General features: G+C 69.6%; 16 protein-coding genes. 10 read left to right on the forward strand and 6 right to left on the reverse strand.

Annotated elements, in window-relative coordinates; all coding sequences use genetic code 11:
• Positions 1-230: 230 nt before the first annotated feature.
• On the forward strand, positions 231-941 hold the full coding sequence (locus NQV17_RS10950; RefSeq protein WP_257772191.1) for an MgtC/SapB family protein: 711 nt from the start codon (positions 231-233) through the stop codon (positions 939-941).
• Positions 942-1,030: 89 nt separating this feature from the next.
• Here NQV17_RS10950 and NQV17_RS10955 read toward each other — a convergent pair whose 3' ends face one another.
• Entirely contained in the window at positions 1,031-3,220 is a 2,190-nt protein-coding gene (locus NQV17_RS10955) for an ATP-binding protein (RefSeq protein WP_257772193.1), read from the reverse strand.
• A gap of 361 nt (positions 3,221-3,581) precedes the next feature.
• On the opposite strand from NQV17_RS10955, the gene NQV17_RS10960 reads away from it, so the two are divergent.
• The 6 genes from NQV17_RS10960 (at position 3,582) to NQV17_RS10985 (ending at position 10,355) form a co-directional block, all read left to right on the forward strand.
• On the forward strand, positions 3,582-4,511 hold the full coding sequence (locus NQV17_RS10960) for a TauD/TfdA family dioxygenase (protein WP_257772195.1): 930 nt from the start codon (positions 3,582-3,584) through the stop codon (positions 4,509-4,511).
• Between the two features lie 43 nt (positions 4,512-4,554).
• Positions 4,555-5,610, forward strand: coding sequence for an ABC transporter substrate-binding protein (locus tag NQV17_RS10965; RefSeq protein WP_257772197.1), 1,056 nt, complete (start codon positions 4,555-4,557; stop codon positions 5,608-5,610).
• 127 nt (positions 5,611-5,737) lie between these two features.
• Positions 5,738-6,679 (forward strand): ABC transporter ATP-binding protein, encoded by a 942-nt coding sequence (locus NQV17_RS10970; RefSeq protein ID WP_257772199.1) that lies wholly within the window; start codon positions 5,738-5,740, stop codon positions 6,677-6,679.
• Positions 6,676-7,563 (forward strand): ABC transporter permease, encoded by an 888-nt coding sequence (locus tag NQV17_RS10975; protein ID WP_124485860.1) that lies wholly within the window; start codon positions 6,676-6,678, stop codon positions 7,561-7,563. Before NQV17_RS10970 ends, NQV17_RS10975 begins: the two co-directional genes overlap by 4 nt.
• Positions 7,564-7,733: 170 nt before the next feature.
• Entirely contained in the window at positions 7,734-8,951 is a 1,218-nt protein-coding gene (locus NQV17_RS10980; RefSeq protein ID WP_257772204.1) for an acyl-CoA dehydrogenase family protein, read from the forward strand.
• A 39-nt stretch (positions 8,952-8,990) separates the two neighbouring features.
• On the forward strand, positions 8,991-10,355 hold the full coding sequence (locus NQV17_RS10985) for an LLM class flavin-dependent oxidoreductase (RefSeq protein ID WP_257772207.1): 1,365 nt from the start codon (positions 8,991-8,993) through the stop codon (positions 10,353-10,355).
• 2 nt (positions 10,356-10,357) lie between these two features.
• Here NQV17_RS10985 and NQV17_RS10990 read toward each other — a convergent pair whose 3' ends face one another.
• The 3 genes from NQV17_RS10990 to soxC all read right to left on the reverse strand — a co-directional run bounded on the left by NQV17_RS10990 (position 10,358) and on the right by soxC (position 13,467).
• Complete coding sequence (locus NQV17_RS10990) at positions 10,358-11,557, reverse strand: LLM class flavin-dependent oxidoreductase (RefSeq protein ID WP_257772209.1); 1,200 nt, start codon at positions 11,555-11,557, stop codon at positions 10,358-10,360.
• 109 nt (positions 11,558-11,666) lie between these two features.
• A complete protein-coding gene (locus NQV17_RS10995) occupies positions 11,667-12,215 on the reverse strand; it encodes a c-type cytochrome (protein WP_257772211.1) in 549 nt (182 codons plus the stop codon).
• A complete protein-coding gene (gene soxC / locus NQV17_RS11000; RefSeq protein WP_257772213.1) occupies positions 12,208-13,467 on the reverse strand; it encodes a sulfite dehydrogenase in 1,260 nt (419 codons plus the stop codon). The genes NQV17_RS10995 and soxC overlap by 8 nt, the downstream gene beginning before the upstream one ends.
• Between soxC and NQV17_RS11005 the strand changes: the two genes are divergently transcribed.
• Complete coding sequence (locus NQV17_RS11005; protein ID WP_257772215.1) at positions 13,466-13,618, forward strand: hypothetical protein; 153 nt, start codon at positions 13,466-13,468, stop codon at positions 13,616-13,618. The two genes, soxC and NQV17_RS11005, sit on opposite strands and share 2 nt — an antisense overlap.
• On the opposite strand, the gene NQV17_RS11010 is transcribed toward NQV17_RS11005, so the two are convergent.
• The gene (locus NQV17_RS11010) at positions 13,593-14,777 is read right to left on the reverse strand and encodes a porin (RefSeq protein ID WP_257772217.1); all 1,185 of its coding nucleotides are present in this window, start codon (positions 14,775-14,777) and stop codon (positions 13,593-13,595) included. The genes NQV17_RS11005 and NQV17_RS11010 overlap by 26 nt on opposite strands.
• 478 nt (positions 14,778-15,255) lie before the next feature.
• Here NQV17_RS11010 and NQV17_RS11015 point away from each other — a divergent pair, with 478 nt between their 5' ends.
• Positions 15,256-15,600: a DUF3088 domain-containing protein gene (locus NQV17_RS11015; RefSeq protein ID WP_257772219.1), complete on the forward strand. Its 345-nt coding sequence runs from the start codon at positions 15,256-15,258 to the stop codon at positions 15,598-15,600.
• A gap of 67 nt (positions 15,601-15,667) precedes the next feature.
• The gene (locus NQV17_RS11020; RefSeq protein ID WP_257772221.1) at positions 15,668-16,666 is read left to right on the forward strand and encodes an ABC transporter substrate-binding protein; all 999 of its coding nucleotides are present in this window, start codon (positions 15,668-15,670) and stop codon (positions 16,664-16,666) included.
• A gap of 50 nt (positions 16,667-16,716) precedes the next feature.
• On the opposite strand, the gene NQV17_RS11025 is transcribed toward NQV17_RS11020, so the two are convergent.
• Positions 16,717-17,037 carry a hypothetical protein gene (locus NQV17_RS11025; RefSeq protein WP_257772223.1) on the reverse strand — a complete coding sequence of 107 codons (321 nt, stop codon included), beginning with the start codon at positions 17,035-17,037 and terminating at the stop codon, positions 16,717-16,719.
• Positions 17,038-17,321 lie beyond the last annotated feature (284 nt).

Genomic DNA, 17,321 nt, shown 5'->3' on the forward strand with positions numbered 1-17,321 from the left:
ACGCAGGCGATTTTCGTATCCGAACGGATGCGGAGAAGGACGGGACCGTGACGGCGGCCCGGTCGCATGCGCGTGCGACGACTGAGCGGTCAGGGCGCTAGCCGTGCGCGCGGCGACACGCCGACACGGTGACACGCGCGCGAGCCGGGCCCGAACCTTGCGCCCCGCAAGCGTCGTCCCGCGGCCACGCCGCGACGCATCACGCAAGAAGATTTGCAGGGAGGGCGCGCATGGAGCCGATGCCGGTCGTACTTCAGTGGGATGCGGTCCTCGTCAGGATCGTCCTTGCGCTCGTCGCGGGCGGGCTGATCGGCCTCGATCGCAGCGAATCCGGCAAGACGGCAGGGCTGCGCACGACGATCTTCGTGTGTCTCGCCGCGTGCCTGGCGATGCTGCAGGTCAATGCGCTGCTGCTGCAGGCCGGCAAGCCGCAGGACGGGTTCTCGGTGCTCGACCCGATGCGCCTGCCGCTCGGCATCCTGACCGGCATGGGCTTCATCGGCGGCGGCGCGATCCTGCATCGCGACGGCCTCGTATCCGGCGTGACGACGGCCGCGACGCTGTGGTTCGTCACGGTCGTCGGACTGTGCATCGGCGGCGGCCAGCTGTCGCTCGGCGCGCTCGGGCTCGTGCTGGGCCTCCTGGTCGTCTGGCCGCTGCGGTTTGTCGAGCAGCGCGTGCGCAGCGTCAGGACTGCGCTGGTCACGATCGAGTACGAACTCGGCTCGACGGCGCGCGAGCGCCTGACGACCGGGCTGCACAATGCGGGCTTCGCGTGCCGCACGCGCGGTTTTCGCGAAACGGCCGCGCGTGCGTTGCGCGAGGAAGAACTGCTCGTGAAGTGGCGCGAACCGGCCGACGCCGATGCGATGCTGCGTCAACTGATCCGGATCGTCGAATCGGCCGGCCTGACGTCGATCCGCTGTTCCGCGGAGAACTGAGCCGCACGGCGCTTGCCGGAACGTCGGCGGGTTGCGTGCCTCATGCCGCATTCGGCATTCAGGATTCAGCATTCAGGATCCGGCAGCGTTCAGCGTCCGGCTTCCGCACCGGCGCCGTCGTGCGCATCGCCGTTCGTCCCCGGCCGGCTCATCGCGAGATGGAGCGCGGCCGGGTCGACCGGTTTCACGAAATGCTGCAGAAACCCGGTCGCGAGACAGCGTTCGCGATCCGCGTTGCGGCCATAGCCGGTCAGCGCGAGAAAGATGCACGGCGTGACCTCGTTGATCGCCTTCAGCCGCCGCAGCAGCTCGTAGCCGTCCATCACCGGCAGCCCGATGTCGAGGATCGCGACGTCGGGACGGTAGGCGCGGTACGCGGCCAGTGCGGTGACCGGGTCGTGCACGACGGCGACCTCGTGACCGGCCTCGCGCAGCCATTGCGCGAGCGTCGATGCGGCATCCTCGTTGTCGTCGACCAGCATCACGCGCCGGCCGGCGCGGCCCGGCGCCAGGTCGCGGATACCGGGCGGCGGCTGCGGCACGGTGACCGCCACCGTTTTCGGCCGGTATTCGGGCAGCGTGATCGTAAACGTGCTGCCGCAGCCGGGGCCGGCGCTGTCCGCGCGCACCGTGCCGCCGTGCAGCGTCACGAGGCTGCGCACGAGCGCAAGGCCGATGCCGAGGCCGCCATGCGCCTGTTTCGCTTCGCCGTCGAGCCGGTAGAACGGCTCGAAGATGCTGTCGAGGCGATCGCGCGGAATGCCGGCGCCGTTGTCGCACACCTCGACGATCGCGGTGTCGTCCGCGCCGCGCGCCGCGCGCAGCGTGATGTCCCCGCCCGGCAGCGTGTATTTCGCCGCGTTGGTCAGCAGGTTCGCGACGGCCTGCGACAGCCGCACCGGGTCGCCGTGGCAGCGCGCGTCCGGATCGGCGTCGACCTGCAGGCGGTGGCGGCGCTGCTCGAGCAGCGGGCTCGCGATCTCGACCGCGCGGTCGGCGATGTCGGCGAGCCGCACGGCCTCCTTCTTCAGCGTGATCTTGCCGCGCGTGATGCGCGACACGTCGAGCAGGTCGTCGATCAGCCGGACCATGTGATCGAGCTGGCGCTGGATGATCGCGATCTCGTTCGGCGTCGCGTGGCCGTCGCGGTTGCGGATCAGCTCCAGCGCGAGCGAGATCGGCGTCAGCGGATTGCGCAGCTCATGGCCGAGCACCGCGAGAAACTGGTCCTTGGCCTGATTCGCGTCGCGCAGCTCGCCCAGCAGCCGGTCGCGCTCCGCGTTCGCGGCGACGAGCTTCTCGCGCGCGGCGACGTGCTCGGTCACCTCGACCGCACTGACGATCACGCCCAGCCCGTCCGCGAGCGGCTGCGGATTGAAATGCAGCCGGTACACGCGGGCGCCGTCCGGCTCGGGCCGGTCGCGGTGCTCGCCGATCGTCGTCGAGCAGCCCTGTGCGCGGGCGGCTTCCAGCGCGCGCACGATCGCGGGCGCATCGCCGCCGGGCAGCACCGCCGTCAGCGGCTGGTCGACGATGTCGGTCCGGCCGCACAAGGCCGAGAAGCGGTGATTCGCGAGCACGATCCGGTGCTCGGGGCCCGACAGCAGCGCGATCGGCAACGGCGCGTGCATCAGGACGCCGTTGCGTTGCCGTTCGGCGTCCTCGCGGCGGCGGATCTCGTCGCTCAGCGCGCGCGAGCGCTGCTGCGACAGTGCCAGCGTCAGATGCAGCCCGCTTTCGTCGTCGCGCAGCGATGCGGCGGGCAGGATGCGGCGGTGCAGCGCGCATACGTGGCGAAACGTCTCCGACTGCCCGGCGCTCGTAAACGCATCGTGCGGATAGCTGCAGTAGAGCGAGAAGCGGTATCGCTCGATCAGCTCGTTCCATAGCGCTTCCACCCGCAGCGCCGCGGCGTAGCGGTTGTGCGCGCGCAGCAGCGCGACCATTTCGCCGAACGCATGCACGGGCCGGCCGGCGCGGACCGCCGCTTCGACGATCGTGCCGATCGAGCGGCGAAAGCGCGCGGGGTCGGGCAGGTCGCCATTCATGAAGCTGTCGAGCAGCGCGTGCGCGCTCGACATGAAGAGGCGGCTGCGGGCCGCGCCGCCGGCCGATGCACCGAGCGTGTGCAGGCGTTCGTGCACCGCCGCGAGGCAGGCGGGCCGCGCGATCACGATCGCGCTGCCGCCGGCGCGCAGCGCGTCGGCCGCAAACACGGCGACTTCCGACATGAGCTGCGCGTCGGACTCGTGGAACCGGACGAAGTGATCGGCCCGCATCGGTGCCGATTCCAGCAGGGGAGGGACAGTTTTCATCGCTCACGACCAGGCAATGCCGTTGGCGGCCGGCGATGCCGTGCCGCGGCCATAACCGGGCCGGCGCGCAAGCTGCGTGCCGCACCCGCGCCCATGCGCGGCGACGCCGCGGCATCGGCGCGGCCCACGCGGGCGGTGCCGGACGGCGCTGCATTTGTAAATACTGCAGAAGGCGCGCGCGGGGTGGCGGACGCCCGCCCGCCGGCCCCGCCGTCCGAGCAGCGATCTTTATCGCTGCAGCAGATAAACGTATCCGAATCGCTTCGTTGACGCAGCGCGGCGCGCGCTCGTAGATTCGCATCTTTACCGAATCAAGGGCTGTATCGTGACGACTCCCGCCATCCGCGCCGCAGTATCGACGCCCGCCGGCCATCGGCCCGCCTTGCCGCCGGAGGCCGGCACGCAGCGATTCGACATCGTCCCGTTCGATGCGCCGCTCGGCGCCGAAATCGTCGGCATCGACCTGTCGCAACCGCTCGGCGCCGCCGATTTCGCGCGCATCCATCGCGCGCATCTCGACCATCACGTGCTGGTGTTTCGCGACCAGCGCATCACGCCGGCCGAACACATCGCGTTCAGCCGCCGCTTCGGCCCGCTGCAGATCCACGTGCTGCACCAGTTCGCGCTGGCCGGGCATCCGGAAGTGCTGATCGTGTCGAACATCGTCGAGAACGGCAAGCCGATCGGGCTCGGCGACGCCGGCCATTTCTGGCACTCCGACCTGTCGTACAAGGAAAAGCCGAGCCTCGGCTCGCTGCTGCATGCGCAGGAGCTGCCGGCCGAGGGCGGCGACACGCTGTTCGCGAACATGCATCTCGCGTGGGACACGCTGCCCGCGCACCTGCGCCGCGCGATCGAAGGGCGGCGTGCCGAGCACACGTATCTCGCCCGCTATGCGGAGCTGCAGGCGCGCAGCCCGTGGCGGCCGAACCTGTCGGCCGAGCAGATCGCGCAGGTCGAAGCGGTGGTGCATCCGGTCGTGCGCACGCATCCCGAAACGGGCCGCAAGGCATTGTTCGTCAGCGAGCATTTCACGACGCGCATCGTCGATCTGCCCGAAGACGAAAGCCGCGCGCTGCTCGACGAACTGTTCGCGCACAGCGTGCGTGCGGAGCATCTGTATCGGCACTACTGGCGCGAGCACGACCTCGTGTTCTGGGACAACCGCTCGCTGATGCATCTCGCGGCCGGCACGCCCGACCATCTGCGCCGCAAGCTGTACCGCACCACGATCGAAGGTGACGCGCCGTTCTGAACGGCACGTCCTGGTTCGCCGCCTCATTCTCACTGGAGTTCCGATGTCGTTTCCGCTTTCGCCGGCCCTGCGCCGCACGACCCTGGCCGCGCGCCGCGCACTGGCCGCCACGCTCACCGCCGCGCTCGCACTGGCCGCCGCCGGCACGCCGCAAGCCGCGCACGCGGAAGGCCGCATCCGCATCGCCGAGCAGTTCGGCGTCGTCTACCTGATGCTGAACGTCGCGCGCGACCAGCAACTGATCGAGAAGGAAGGGCGCAAGGCCGGCCTCGACATCAAGGTCGACTGGGTGCGCCTGTCGGGCGGCGCGGCCGTGAACGACGCGCTGCTGTCGGGCGCGGTCGACGTCGCCGGCGCGGGCGTCGGGCCGCTGCTGACCGTGTGGGATCGCACGCGCGGCCGGCAGAACGTGAAGGGCGTCGCGTCGCTCGGCAATTTTCCGTACTACCTCGTCAGCAGCAACCCGAACGTGAAGACGATCGCCGACCTGGGCGCGAAGGACCGCATCGCGGTGCCGGCCGTCGGCGTGTCGGTGCAGTCGCGCGTGCTGCAGTACGCGGCCGCGAAGCAGTGGGGCGACAAGCAGTTCGACAAGCTCGATCCGCTCACGCAGGCGATCCCGCATCCCGACGCGACGGCCGCGATTCTCGCGAACAGCAACGTGATCACGGGCCACTTCGGCAATCCGCCGTTCCAGGAGCAGGAACTCGCGGGCAATCCGAACGCGCACATCGTGCTGAATTCCTACGACGTGCTCGGCGGCCCGAGCTCCGCGACGGTGCTGTACGCGACGGAGAAATTCCGCGACGAGAACCCGAAGACGTACCGCGCGTTCGTCGCCGCGCTCGCCGACGCCGCGCGCCAGATCGCGGCCGATCCCGAGCGCGCGGTCGATACCTATATCCGCGTGAACGGCTCGAAGACCGATCGCGCGTTGCTGCTGAAGATCCTGCGCAATCCGCAGGTGCAGTTCAAGACGGCCCCGGAGAACACGCTGAAGCTCGCGCAGTTCATGTATCGCACCGGCGCGATCCGCAACGAGCCGAAGTCGTGGCGCGACTACTTCTTCGACGATCCGGCGACGGCCGGCGGCAGCTGAGCGGCTGCGGCGCTGCGGCGCCGCGATCGACGCTTATGCGTCGACGCGGTTTCGATATGTGCAATCGTTGGTTGGGCCGCGCGCGGTGCCGCCGTATGTTGATGCTTTACCCGCAAGAGTTTCGATCGTGAACGCCACTTCTCCCCGAATCGGGCTGCCGCCGTACGCGGCGCGCGGTGCCGCCGCGCCGGCCGCCCAACCCGTCACCGACACCCGCGCCGCGAGCAGCCCTGCATCCGCGTCCGAGCCGGCCGGCGCGCACAGCGAGCGCCTGCTGGCGATCGATCGCGTGAGCCTCGAATACCGGAGCGGCGCGCGGATCGTGCGCGCGACCCATCAGGTCAGCTTCGACGTGTACGGCAGCGACCGTTTCGTGCTGCTCGGCCCGTCGGGGTGCGGCAAGTCCACGTTGCTGAAGGCGATCGCCGGCTTCATCGAACCCGTGTCGGGCTCGATCGCGCTCGACGGCCGGCCCGTGCAAGGGCCGGGCCCCGACCGCATCGTCGTGTTCCAGGAATTCGACCAGTTGCCGCCGTGGAAGACGGTCGTCGAGAACGTCGCGTTTCCGCTGCGTGCGGCCGCGAAGCTGTCGCGCGCCGAAGCACGCGAGCGCGCGCTGCACTATCTCGACAAGGTCGGCCTCGGTGCGTTCGCCGATGCCTATCCGCACACGCTGTCCGGCGGCATGAAGCAGCGCGTCGCGATCGCGCGTGCGCTGGCGATGCAGCCGCGCGTGCTGCTGATGGACGAACCGTTCGCCGCGCTCGACGCGCTCACGCGCCGCAAGATGCAGGAGGAACTGCTGCGCCTGTGGGACGAGTTCCGCTTCACGCTGCTGTTCGTCACGCATTCGATCGAGGAGGCGCTCGTCGTCGGCAACCGGATCCTGCTGCTGTCGCCGCATCCGGGCCGCGTGCGCGCGGAGCTCAACAGTCACGACCATTCGCTCGACAGCGTCGGCAGCGGCGACTTCCGCGAGCGCGTCGCGTGCATTCATCATCTGCTGTTCGATACCGACGTCGCGGACGAAACGCGGGCCGCACCGGCCACGGAGGGCATCGCATCATGAGCACGATCGATCCGGTCCTGCCGCCGCTGCCGCCCGTACGCGCCGAATACGTGCGCGCGCTCGACCCGCCGCCCGACGCCGAACGTGCGGCGCCCGCACCGCTGTGGCGCCGCATCGTCGGCGCGAGCGGGTTTCGCCGCGCGGTCATCGCACTCGTGCTGATCGCTACCTGGGAAATCGTCGCGCGCATCGTCGCGAACGACCTGCTCGTGCCGACCTTCGGCGCGACGCTGGCCGCGTTCGTGCAGGGCATCGCGTCGGGCGAACTGCTGGTGAAGACGGGCATCTCGATGTCGGTGCTGCTGCGCGGCTATGCGCTCGGCGTATTGCTCGCGTTCGTGCTGACTTCGCTCGCGGTGTCGACGCGCATCGGCCGCGACGTGCTGTCGATGCTCACGTCGATGTTCAATCCGCTGCCGTCGATCGCGTTGCTGCCGATCGCGCTGCTGTGGTTCGGGCTCGGCACCGGCAGCCTGCTGTTCGTGCTGGTGCACGCGGTGCTCTGGCCGCTCGCGCTCAGCATGTACACGGGGTTCGCCGGCGTGCCGGCCACGCTGAAGATGGCCGGGCGCAACTACGGCCTCACCGGCCTGCGCCAGATCGCGCTGATTCTCGTGCCGGCCGCGCTGCCGTCGATCCTGTCGGGGCTGCGCGTCGGCTGGGCGTTCGCGTGGCGCACGCTGATCGCGGCCGAACTCGTGTTCGGCGCGAGCGCGGGGCAGGGCGGGCTCGGCTGGTACATCTTCCAGAACCGCAACGAGCTGTATACCGACCGCGTGTTTGCGGGCCTCGCGGCCGTCATCGTGATCGGCCTGCTCGTCGAGCATCTCGTGTTCGATACGCTCGAACGCGTGACGGTGCGCCGCTGGGGCATCCCGCACTGACCGTATCGATGTGCGTGCGCATTCCCGGCGCACGCATAACCAAAGCTGAAATCGGTTTTTCACGCGCACCGGATGCGTCCCTATACTTTTCGGTGCTGCCTGCGGGCTGCGGCGACGGCCTGCGCAATCGTGCGGCGGGCCGTCGCTTTTCGACGATGAGGAACCGCTGCATGAATGCCCGTCATGGTGCCGAACCGCACGACGCGTTGCGCGTCGCGCTCGCCGCACTGCCCGAACTCGCGACGGCGATCGGGCGCGACGCCGCGCAACGCGAGGCGCGTCGCGAACTGCCGTTCGAAGGCTTCGCACTCTTTCGCCGTTCCGCGCTCGGCGTGCTGAGGATTCCGGTCGAACGCGGCGGCCTGGGCGGCACGCTGGTCGACCTGTTCGAGACAATCGCGACGCTCGCGGCCGCCGATTCGAATCTCGCGCACGCGCTGCGCATCCACTACGACCTGACCGAGACGCTGCGGCTGTCGCCGCGCACGCCGTTCAACGACGTGCAGCTCGAGCGCGCGCTGGCCGGCGCGATCTTCGGCGGCGCGTCGACCGAGCGCGGCACGTCGCGGCCGGGCGAGAACACGACCGTGCTGCGCCGCGACGGCGCGCACCATCGCGTGACGGGCCGCAAATACTATTCGACCGGCACCGCGTTTGCCGATTTCGCGCGCATCAACGTGGAGAACGAGCAGGGCGACGCGCTCGCCGTGATCATCCCGGTCGCGCGCGACGGCGTGCAGGTGCTCGACGACTGGGACGGCATGGGCCAGCGCATGACCGCGAGCGGCAGCCTGTTGCTGCACGACGTGCAGGTATTCGCGGACGAAGTCGCGGCCCGCGACGGCTCGACGCTCGTCGGCCGCCATTGCGGCGCGCTGCGGCAGCTTCATCTCGTCGCGACGGGCGCGGGCATCGTGCGCAACGTGGCGGCCGACGCGCGCCGCTACGTGCTCAAGCATGGCCGGCCGGTGCTGCACAGCCCGGCGGCGAGCGCGCGCGACGATCATTTCATCCAGCAGATCGTCGGCGAGCTGTCGGCGCACAGCCATGCGATCGACGCGCTCGTGCGCGACAACGCGCGTGCGCTCGACCGCTCCGCGGACGCGATCGAGGCCGGCGCGGCGGACGCGCACGAACGCGTGCTCGACAGCGCGCTCGCGACCGCGCGCACGCAGCTGATCGTCGGCAAGCTCGCGCTGTACGCGGCCGAACGGCTGTTCGAAGTGGGCGGCGCGTCGGCGACCGCGCGCGTGCACAACCTCGACCGGCACTGGCGCAACCTGCGCACGATCTTCAGCCACAACCCGCTGCTGCACAAGGCGCGGGTGATCGGCGACTACGACCTGAACGGCGTGACCACGCACCTGACCGAAGGACGCGTGTTCTGATTCCGCTGCGCCCGCAGCCCACTTTCCGGGAGCTCCCCGATGACGACCCGCACCGGCCACCTGCACCTCGGCGCGTTCCTGTATCCGACCGGCCATCACATCGCCGCGTGGCGCCATCCCGGCTCGCAGGCGGACGCCGGTGTCGACTTTCGTCATTACGTGCGGCTCGCGCAGGCGGCCGAGGCCGCGAAGTTCGACCTCGTGTTCCTCGCGGACGGCGTCGGCACGCGCGGCGACGACGTCGAATTCCTGAGCCGCACCGCGCACAGCTACGTCGCGCAGTTCGAGCCGCTGACGCTGCTGTCGGCACTCGCGGCCGTCACTGAACGCATCGGCCTCGTCGGCACCGCGTCGACGAGCTTCAACGAGCCGTTCCACATCGCACGCAAGTTCGCGTCGCTCGACCACATCAGCGGCGGCCGCGCCGGATGGAACCTCGTCACGTCGTCGAGCGCGCACGAAGCGCGCAACTTCAACCGCGATGCGCATTTCGATCACGGCGAACGCTATGCGCGCGCGGAGGAATTCGCCGACGTCGTGCGCGGACTGTGGGACAGCTGGGACGACGACGCGTTCGTGCGCGACCGTGCCAGCGGCCGCTTCTTCGACCCGGACAAGCGCCACGTGCTCGCTCATCGCGGCCGCTTCTTCCGGGTGGACGGGCCGCTGAACGTGCCGCGCGCGCCGCAGGGGCAGCCGGTGATCGTGCAGGCCGGCTCGTCGGCGGCCGGCACGCGGCTGGCCGCGCGCACGGCCGAGGTGATCTTCACCGCGCAGCAGACGCTCGACGACGCGGTCGCGTTCTACGCGGACGTGAAGGGGCAGCTCGCCGCGTTCGGCCGCGACCCCGACACGCTGAAGATCATGCCCGGCGTCTTTCCGGTGGTCGGTCGCACCGAGAGCGAGGCGAAGGAGAAGTTCGACGCGCTGCAGGCGCTGATCGACCCGAAGGTCGGGCTCGCGCTCGTGTCGGGCCTGACCGGCGGCGTCGACCTGTCCGCCTATCCGCTCGACGGCCCGATCCCGCAGCTGCCGGAAACGAATGCGAGCAAGAGCCGGCAGACGCTGACGCTCGAGCTCGCGCGCCGCGAGAACCTGACGATCCGCGAGCTGTACCTGCGCATCGCGGGCGCGCGCGGTCACTGGCAGCTCGTCGGCACGCCGGAGCAGATCGTCGATGCGCTAGAGGAACGGTTCGTGCATTACGGCGCGGACGGCTACAACGTGATGGCGCCGACCCTGCCCGGCGGCCTCGACGATTTCATCGCGCTCGTGCTGCCCGAATTGCGTCGTCGCGGGCTGTTCCGCAGCGACTACGCCGGCAGCACGCTGCGCGATCACCTCGGGTTGCGGCGGCCCGCGGCGCGGCGCGCGTCGGCCGTGCCCGGCGCCGCGGCGGCCTGAGTTCAGCGCCGCAGGCCGGCGTCGCGCAGCAGCGGCAGCACGCGTGCGCCGAAGAAGTCGAGATCCGGCCTGAAGTCGTAGAAGCTCAACTGGATGCCGTCGATACCCGCGCGATGCAGCCGCACGATGTAGTCGGCGACTTCCTCGGGCGAGCCCGTGATCGAGATGTTGCCGCCGATCGCACGCGCGGCCGCCTGCGCGCGTTGTTCGAAGCCGCCGCGCCACGCATGGGCGTCGCTGTCGAAGCGGTGGAAGCTGCCTTCGTCCGCATGCGCGACGATCGCGTCGCGGTACGCGCGCGCCTCGGCCGCCGTCTCGCGGCAGATCACGAGCGGATTGAGCAGCGTGCGGATCGTCCTGCCGCGCGCGGCGGCGGCCGCCTTCACGCGGGCCGTATGCGCGGGCAGCGCGTCCAGCGCGAGATCGACGTCCGGGCCGGCCGGGCTCGTGACGAACACGATGTCCGAATAGCGGGCCGCGAAATCGATGCCGGCGTCGGAGCCGGTCGCGTTGATCAGCAGCGGGCGGCCGTAGCGCGGCTTCGGCGTGACGAACGCGCCGGAGAGCCGCCAGCTCGACAGCACGGGCGCATAGCTGAAGTTGTCCGGCTGGGCCCACAGCTGGCTGACCGCGTCGACGAACTCGGCGGCCATCTCGTAACGACGGTCGTGCTCGATCCGGTTCCAGCCGAACATCTCGTGTTCGATCGCGCGGTGGCCGGTCACGACGTTGATGCCCCAGCGTCCGCGCGAGATGTGATCGAGCGTCGCCGTGAACTTCGCGAAATGCAGCGGATGCCACGGCCCGTAGAGCACGTGGCTCGTCGCGACGAGGATGATCCGCTCGGTGCGCGCGGTGAGCGCCGCGAGCGTCATGAACGAGTCGAGCGCCTGGCCGTCGAACACGCCGCCGTAGCCGCCTTTCGGCAACCACTGCGACAGCGCGAACACGAAATCGAAGCCGAGCGCCTCGGCGCGCGCGACCAGGTCGGCGTTGTAGTCGAACGTCCAGTCGGTCGAGCGCGGCAGCGTCGAGGCGCTCCAGCCGCCGGCCTGGATCGGCAGGAACAGCCCGAGCATCAGCGGCTGCGCGAGCACGCGTGACGCGGGGCTGTCGGGGAAATCGGCCGGCGAACGGACGTCGACGAACGGCGACGCCACGAGCGGCGCGTCGGCCCGGGCCGCGGCGGATGTGTCGGTCAAGGTTGGCTCCCTGCGCGGCGCGCTGGCGCCGAACGAAAAAATCCGGCACGCGATACCGGCAGTCTTGTCGGGCCGTTCTGCGTCGTGCCGGCCGGTGGATCGCGTCGCGTCACAGTCGTCCCGGCCGCGGGTCGGGCACGAAGCCGTCGCGGTTCGGCATCCTGACGCGCGGCAGCGTGCGCGCGTCGAGCGTCGTGTCGTCCGGCACGATGCCGTTCAGGTGCAGCACGTAGGCCGTGACCGCATAGACTTCGTCCGCGCTCAGCGATTGCGGCGCGTTGTACGGCATCGCGCGGCGGATGTAGTCGAACAGCGTCGTCGCATACGGCCAGTAGCTGCCGACCGTCTTTTTCGGCTTCGCGCCGGCCAGCGAGCCAAGGCCGCCGACGAGCGGATCGCCGACGCCACCCTGGCCGCCGGCACCGTGGCACATCGCGCACTTGTCGGCGAACACGTGCGCGCCGCGCGCGACCGTGCCCGCGCCGGGCGGCAGGCCGCTGCCGTCGGGCGCGACGTCGATGTCCCATGCGGCGAACGCCGCGCGGTCGACCGGCTGACCGAGGCCGAAGCCGGCACCGAACGCGGGTAGCGCAGATAACGTGAGTGCGCCCGACACGACCGCGCACGACGCGAGCCGACGCACGATCGTGTTACGCATTGCGCACCTCCCCGTCCGCGCCGACGCGCCAGTTCTGGATGCCGTTGTAGTGGTATTGGGAATTGACGCCGCGCGCGGCGACGAGCGCGTCGCGGGTCGGCTGCACGTAGCCCGTTTCGTCGGTCGCGCGGCTTTGCAGGTCGGCGGGCTCGCCGTTCCAGACCCAGTCGGCTTCGAAGCGCGTCAGCGCGCGATCGCGCACGTCGCCCGCGAGCCGCGCGGCGCGCCAGGTGCGGCCGCCGTCGGTCGAGACGTCGACCGCGCGCACCCGGCCGCGCCCCGACCACGCATAGCCGCTGATCGGGTAGTAGCCGCGCGAGGCGAGCCGGTGGCCGGCCGACGGGCGCGTGATCACCGATTTCGCGTCCATCTCGAACACGAACTGGCGGGCGCAGCCGTTCGGCAGCAGGCTCGTGTACTTCGACGTTTCCTCGCGCGTCATCTCCGGCGCGCGCACGAGCTTCAGCCGCCGCAGCCACTTGATGTTCGTGTTGCCTTCGAAGCCCGGCACGATCAGCCGCACCGGGTAGCCGTTCTCGGGGCGCAGCCGCTCGCCGTTCTGCGCATAGACGACGAGCGCGCGTTCGAGAATCCGGTCGAGCGGCAGGCTGCGCGTCATCGCCGCGCCGTCCGCGCCTTCGGCGAGCAGCCACTGCGCGGCCGGATCGACGCCCGTTTCGTCGAGCAGCGTCGACAGCCGCACGCCCGTCCATTCGCAGCACGACAGCAATCCGTGCGTGAACTGGACGGGCAGGCCGCTCGGGCCGTTCCATTCGCTGCCGGTATTGCCCGAGCATTCGAGGAAGTGGATCCGCGATTCGGACGGAAAGCGCAGCAGGTCGTCGAGCGTGAAGCTGCGCGGCTCGCGCACGAGACCGTGCACGACGACGCGGTGGCGTTGCGCATCGATATCGGGCACGCCCGCGTGATGGCGCTCGTAGACGAGGCCATTCGGTGTGATGTCGCCGAACAGGTCGGCGAGCGGCGTCATCGACGAGCCGGAGCCAGGCAACGCCGGCGTGCGCGCGCTGCGACGGATGACGTCGCGTTCGTGCGCGCCCGGCAGGCCATACGGCGGCGACAGCAGCGGCGCGCCAGGCGTGCGCGTCCACGGCGGCACGTCCAGCGGTGCGAGCGGCTGGCCCGCGAGCGCGCCGCCGGCCGGCAGCATCGCGGCGGCCCAGCCGCCGGCGAGCTGGCGCAGCGCCGCGCGTCGGCCGGCGCGGCGTGGGCGGGAAGGAGAGTCGGTCATGAGAGAAGCCGTGCCGCGCGCGGCGCGGCAGCATCCGGAAAAACGGATATTCTCGGCAACCGGGCGCGACGCGGCAAACAACGATTCCCGCTTTGCTTATCGCGCCGCGCCGGCTGCGCGAACGCTCAGAACTTCACGCGCAGCCCGCTGACGAACGCGAGCTGCCGATTCGTCGACGATGCGCTGCCGATGTTCGAGATCGCCGCGATCCGGCGATAGCCACCGGACGTCGCGGTGCTCGCATCGCCCGCGGCCAGCTGGTAGATGCCGGACAGGTAAATGTCGGTGCGCTTCGACAACGCATAGTCGAACCCGAGCGTGAACTGGTGCCAGCGCGGCTTCAGCGTCTGGCCGCCAGTGCCCGGCAAGCCGCTCGCGCGTCCGTCGGTGAACGTGTAGACGCCGATCAGCGTCGCCGCCGGCGTGATCTGGTAGCGCCCGTTCACGTCGTAGTTGTTGAACTTGCGCGACGAGCCGTCGACATAGTCGAGCTGCGTGTGGCTCCACGCGAAGCCGAGCGTCGCGCGGCCGAGCGCGTAGTTCGCGCCCGCGACGCCGATCTGCTGCTTGCGCACGCCGCCGTTCAGCCCGTAGAAGAACGCGCCGCTGTAGTCGTTGCCGGTCGTCGTGGTCGCGCCGCCCACCGCGCCGCTCGTGTTCGACGTCGCGTTCGGGTGGTTGAGCCGCATGTAGCCGGCGCCCGCCGACAGCGGGCCGTTCACGTAGTTCGCCGACACGCCCCATGCGTTGTTGTTCGAGAAGCCGGTACCCGCGCCGCCGTTCGCCTGGTTGCTGAACGCGTACAGCGCGTCGACGGTGAAACCGGCGATCGTCGCGCTGCGGAACTTCACCGCGTTGTTGATCCGGAAGCTCTGGTTCAGGTTGTCGTTGTCGCCGACATGGGTGGCCGGCGACCAGAAACCGGACCCCGCGTACTGCGCGACGAGATCGGTGATCGGCTCGTACTGGCGGCCGAACGTCAGCGTGCCGAGGTCGGCCTTGCTCAGGCCCACGTACGCGGAGCGGCCGAACAGGCGGCCGCCCTGGCCGAGCCCGCCGTCGCTCGGCCGGAAGCCGCTTTCGAGCGTGAACACGGCCGCCAGGCCGCCGCCGAGATCCTCGCTGCCTTTCAGGCCCCAGCGGCTGCCGCTCAGCTTGCCGCTCGTCTGCTGGATGTTGCTCGCGCCACCCTGGCTGTTCGTATAGGCAAAGCCGGCGTCGACGACGCCGTACAGCGTGACGGAACTCTGCGCATGCGCGCCGATGGAACCGATCGAAACCAAACCCAGGACTACCGACTTCTTGATCATGAATAACCTCTTTTTTATGGGTGAATCTGCGAGGATCACGATGCTATTGACGTCGGTGCGGTCGACGAACGTTCGATCCGTGGTTTGCAATTCGCTGCGCGAGCGAATTGCAATGCGTGCCGCTGCACGCTCGCCGCGTGCGCCGCGATCGCGTCCGGCACGCGCGCTGCGGCGGACGTATCGGCATGGATGGCGAACATCGCGCGACGGCCATGCGCGGTCGTGCGCATATCGATCGATGAAATCGTTGGATATCGCGACGAGATCCGTTCGGATGACGATGTTTTTATGCAACGCGTCTCTGTGAGACGAGCGGCCGATGCGGTAGGCACACCTGCATATCGATTCCGCAAAACGTTGGTAGGGCCGCGCGATGCAAGGCAGTAGAGTCGGGCATCCGGCCGCGAGCCGGCCAGCGCCGGGCGCAGCGCACGCTGCGTGCAGCCCGGTGGAACCACGAATATGGGAGCCGTGTGAAATGAGTCGGGATGTGTTGTTTCTGCTGGAACCGGGCTTTGCCGATCCGAAGTATCCGGGCCGACACTTCGTCTGTCCTCACGGACTGGCGATCGAAGGCCTGCTTGCGAGCGCGCCCGACCGGGCCGGCCGCCTCGACGTGCGCCGGGTCGGTTTCGAACGGCCGCGGCACGCGGTGATCGACGTGCTCGACGACGCGCATCAAGGCCTGCCGGTGCTCGTGCTCGGTAGCGCGCAACCGGCGCCGGACGACGCGCAAGCGCTCGGCACGACGCGCTTCGTCACCGACCCGCGCCGCATCCTCGATCTGCTCGCCGAGCGCCACGGTTTTCCTTCGCTGCATTGACGCACGCCGGCCGTCGAGCACGGCGGCTTCCTTTTTCCCTTTACCGTTCAATCGACAGGAGTATCCGATGGCGTCAACTTCGGCGGCACGCCGCCGCCTGCTGCTCGCCGGCGCCGCGATCGCGGCGGGCCCCGTGGTCGCGCGGGTCGCGCTTGCCGCGCCGACCGTCAACGCCGATCTTGCCGGCACCACGCTGCGCGTCGCGACCTACAAGGGCGGCTGGCGCGCGCTGCTGCAGGCGGCCGGCCTGAGCGACACGCCGTACCGGATCGAGTGGCGCGAACTCAACAACGGCGTGCTGCACATCGAGGCGCTGAACGCGGATGCGCTCGACATCGGCTCGGGCAGCGAGATTCCCGCGGTGTTCGCCGCACGCCAGAAGGCCAGCGTCCGGTTCATCTCGCGTACGCGGGAGGATCTGAACAACCAGGTCACGCTCGCGCGCAAGGACACGCCGATCCTTGGCATCGCGGACCTGAAGGGCAAGCGCGTCGGCTACGTGCGCGCGACGACGTCGCACTATTTCCTGTACCGGCAGCTCGCGGAGGCCGGCCTCGGTTTCGATGACATCCATCCGATCAACCTGTCGCCGGCCGACGGGTTGTCCGCGTACGACCGCGGCGACCTCGACGCGTGGGCGATCTACGGCTACAACGGCCAGCTCGCGCGCAACCGTTACGGGGCGCGCGTGCTGAAGACGGGCAAGGGCTATCTGTCCGGCAATTTCCCGATCTATGCGAACCCGCGCACGCTGGACGACCCGCGCCGGCGCGCGGCGACCGGCGATCTGCTGCTGCGGTTCCAGCGCGCGTATGCGTGGGCGAACGGGCATTTCGGCGCCTATGCGCGCGCGCAGAACAGCGAGACGCGCGTGCCGGTTGCCGATCTCGAGGCGATGTTCGCGCAGCGCAGCGACGACTACGCACTGCTGCCCGTCACGCCTGACGTGATCGCGCAGCATCAACGAGTCGCGGACGTATTCGCGCGAATCGGCGTGCTGGATGGGCCGGCCAACGTCGCGCCGTTCTGGGATACGTCGTTCAACGCGCTGGTGGCGTCGGCGTGATGCGCGACCGGCGCTTCAAACGCCGGTAGGTGACTGTCGCGCGGATCGAATCAGGCGAACGTCGTCGCGACCATGATGCCGAACACCAGGCCGAGCGCGATGCCGGTCAGCCGGCCGTAGATCGACGCGCGCACATTGTCGTCCAGCTCGAACGGCGAGCGCTTGTGCTTCCATACGGTGCTGAATGCCAGCGGGCGGGTCAGCAGCACGGTGCACGCGATCAGTACCGGCGTCGCGACGAGCATCGCGATGCGCGGCCCGGTCCAGTCGACGCCATGCATCATCAGCGAAACGAGCACGGCGAGCGGCACCTCGACGCACAGGCCGAGCAGCGAGCCGCCGACGAAGGAGTCTCCTGGTGATTGGAACATGGTCGGTCCGTCCGTTCGAATGAAAGCCGCGCCCGTTTTCGCGCCGCTGAAAATGGTGACCGCGGTCCTTGCTGAAGCCCATGGTCGATCGTGTGGCCGGATGTTAAGGCAAATTGTCGACCGGTTGTCGGCTATTCAAGCTATTTAACAAATGTTCGCTGGAAACCGGGTATCTTGCGCGGATCGGGACGATTCGCCGCGGTAGCCGTCGGCCACGCCGTTCCGGCAGACGGCGCCGGGGCGCCGGGGCGACGTGACCGAGCGGGTGGCGCGGACGCTTGAAG

Source organism: Burkholderia sp. SCN-KJ (genome assembly GCF_024656005.1).
Taxonomy (GTDB): domain Bacteria; phylum Pseudomonadota; class Gammaproteobacteria; order Burkholderiales; family Burkholderiaceae; genus Burkholderia.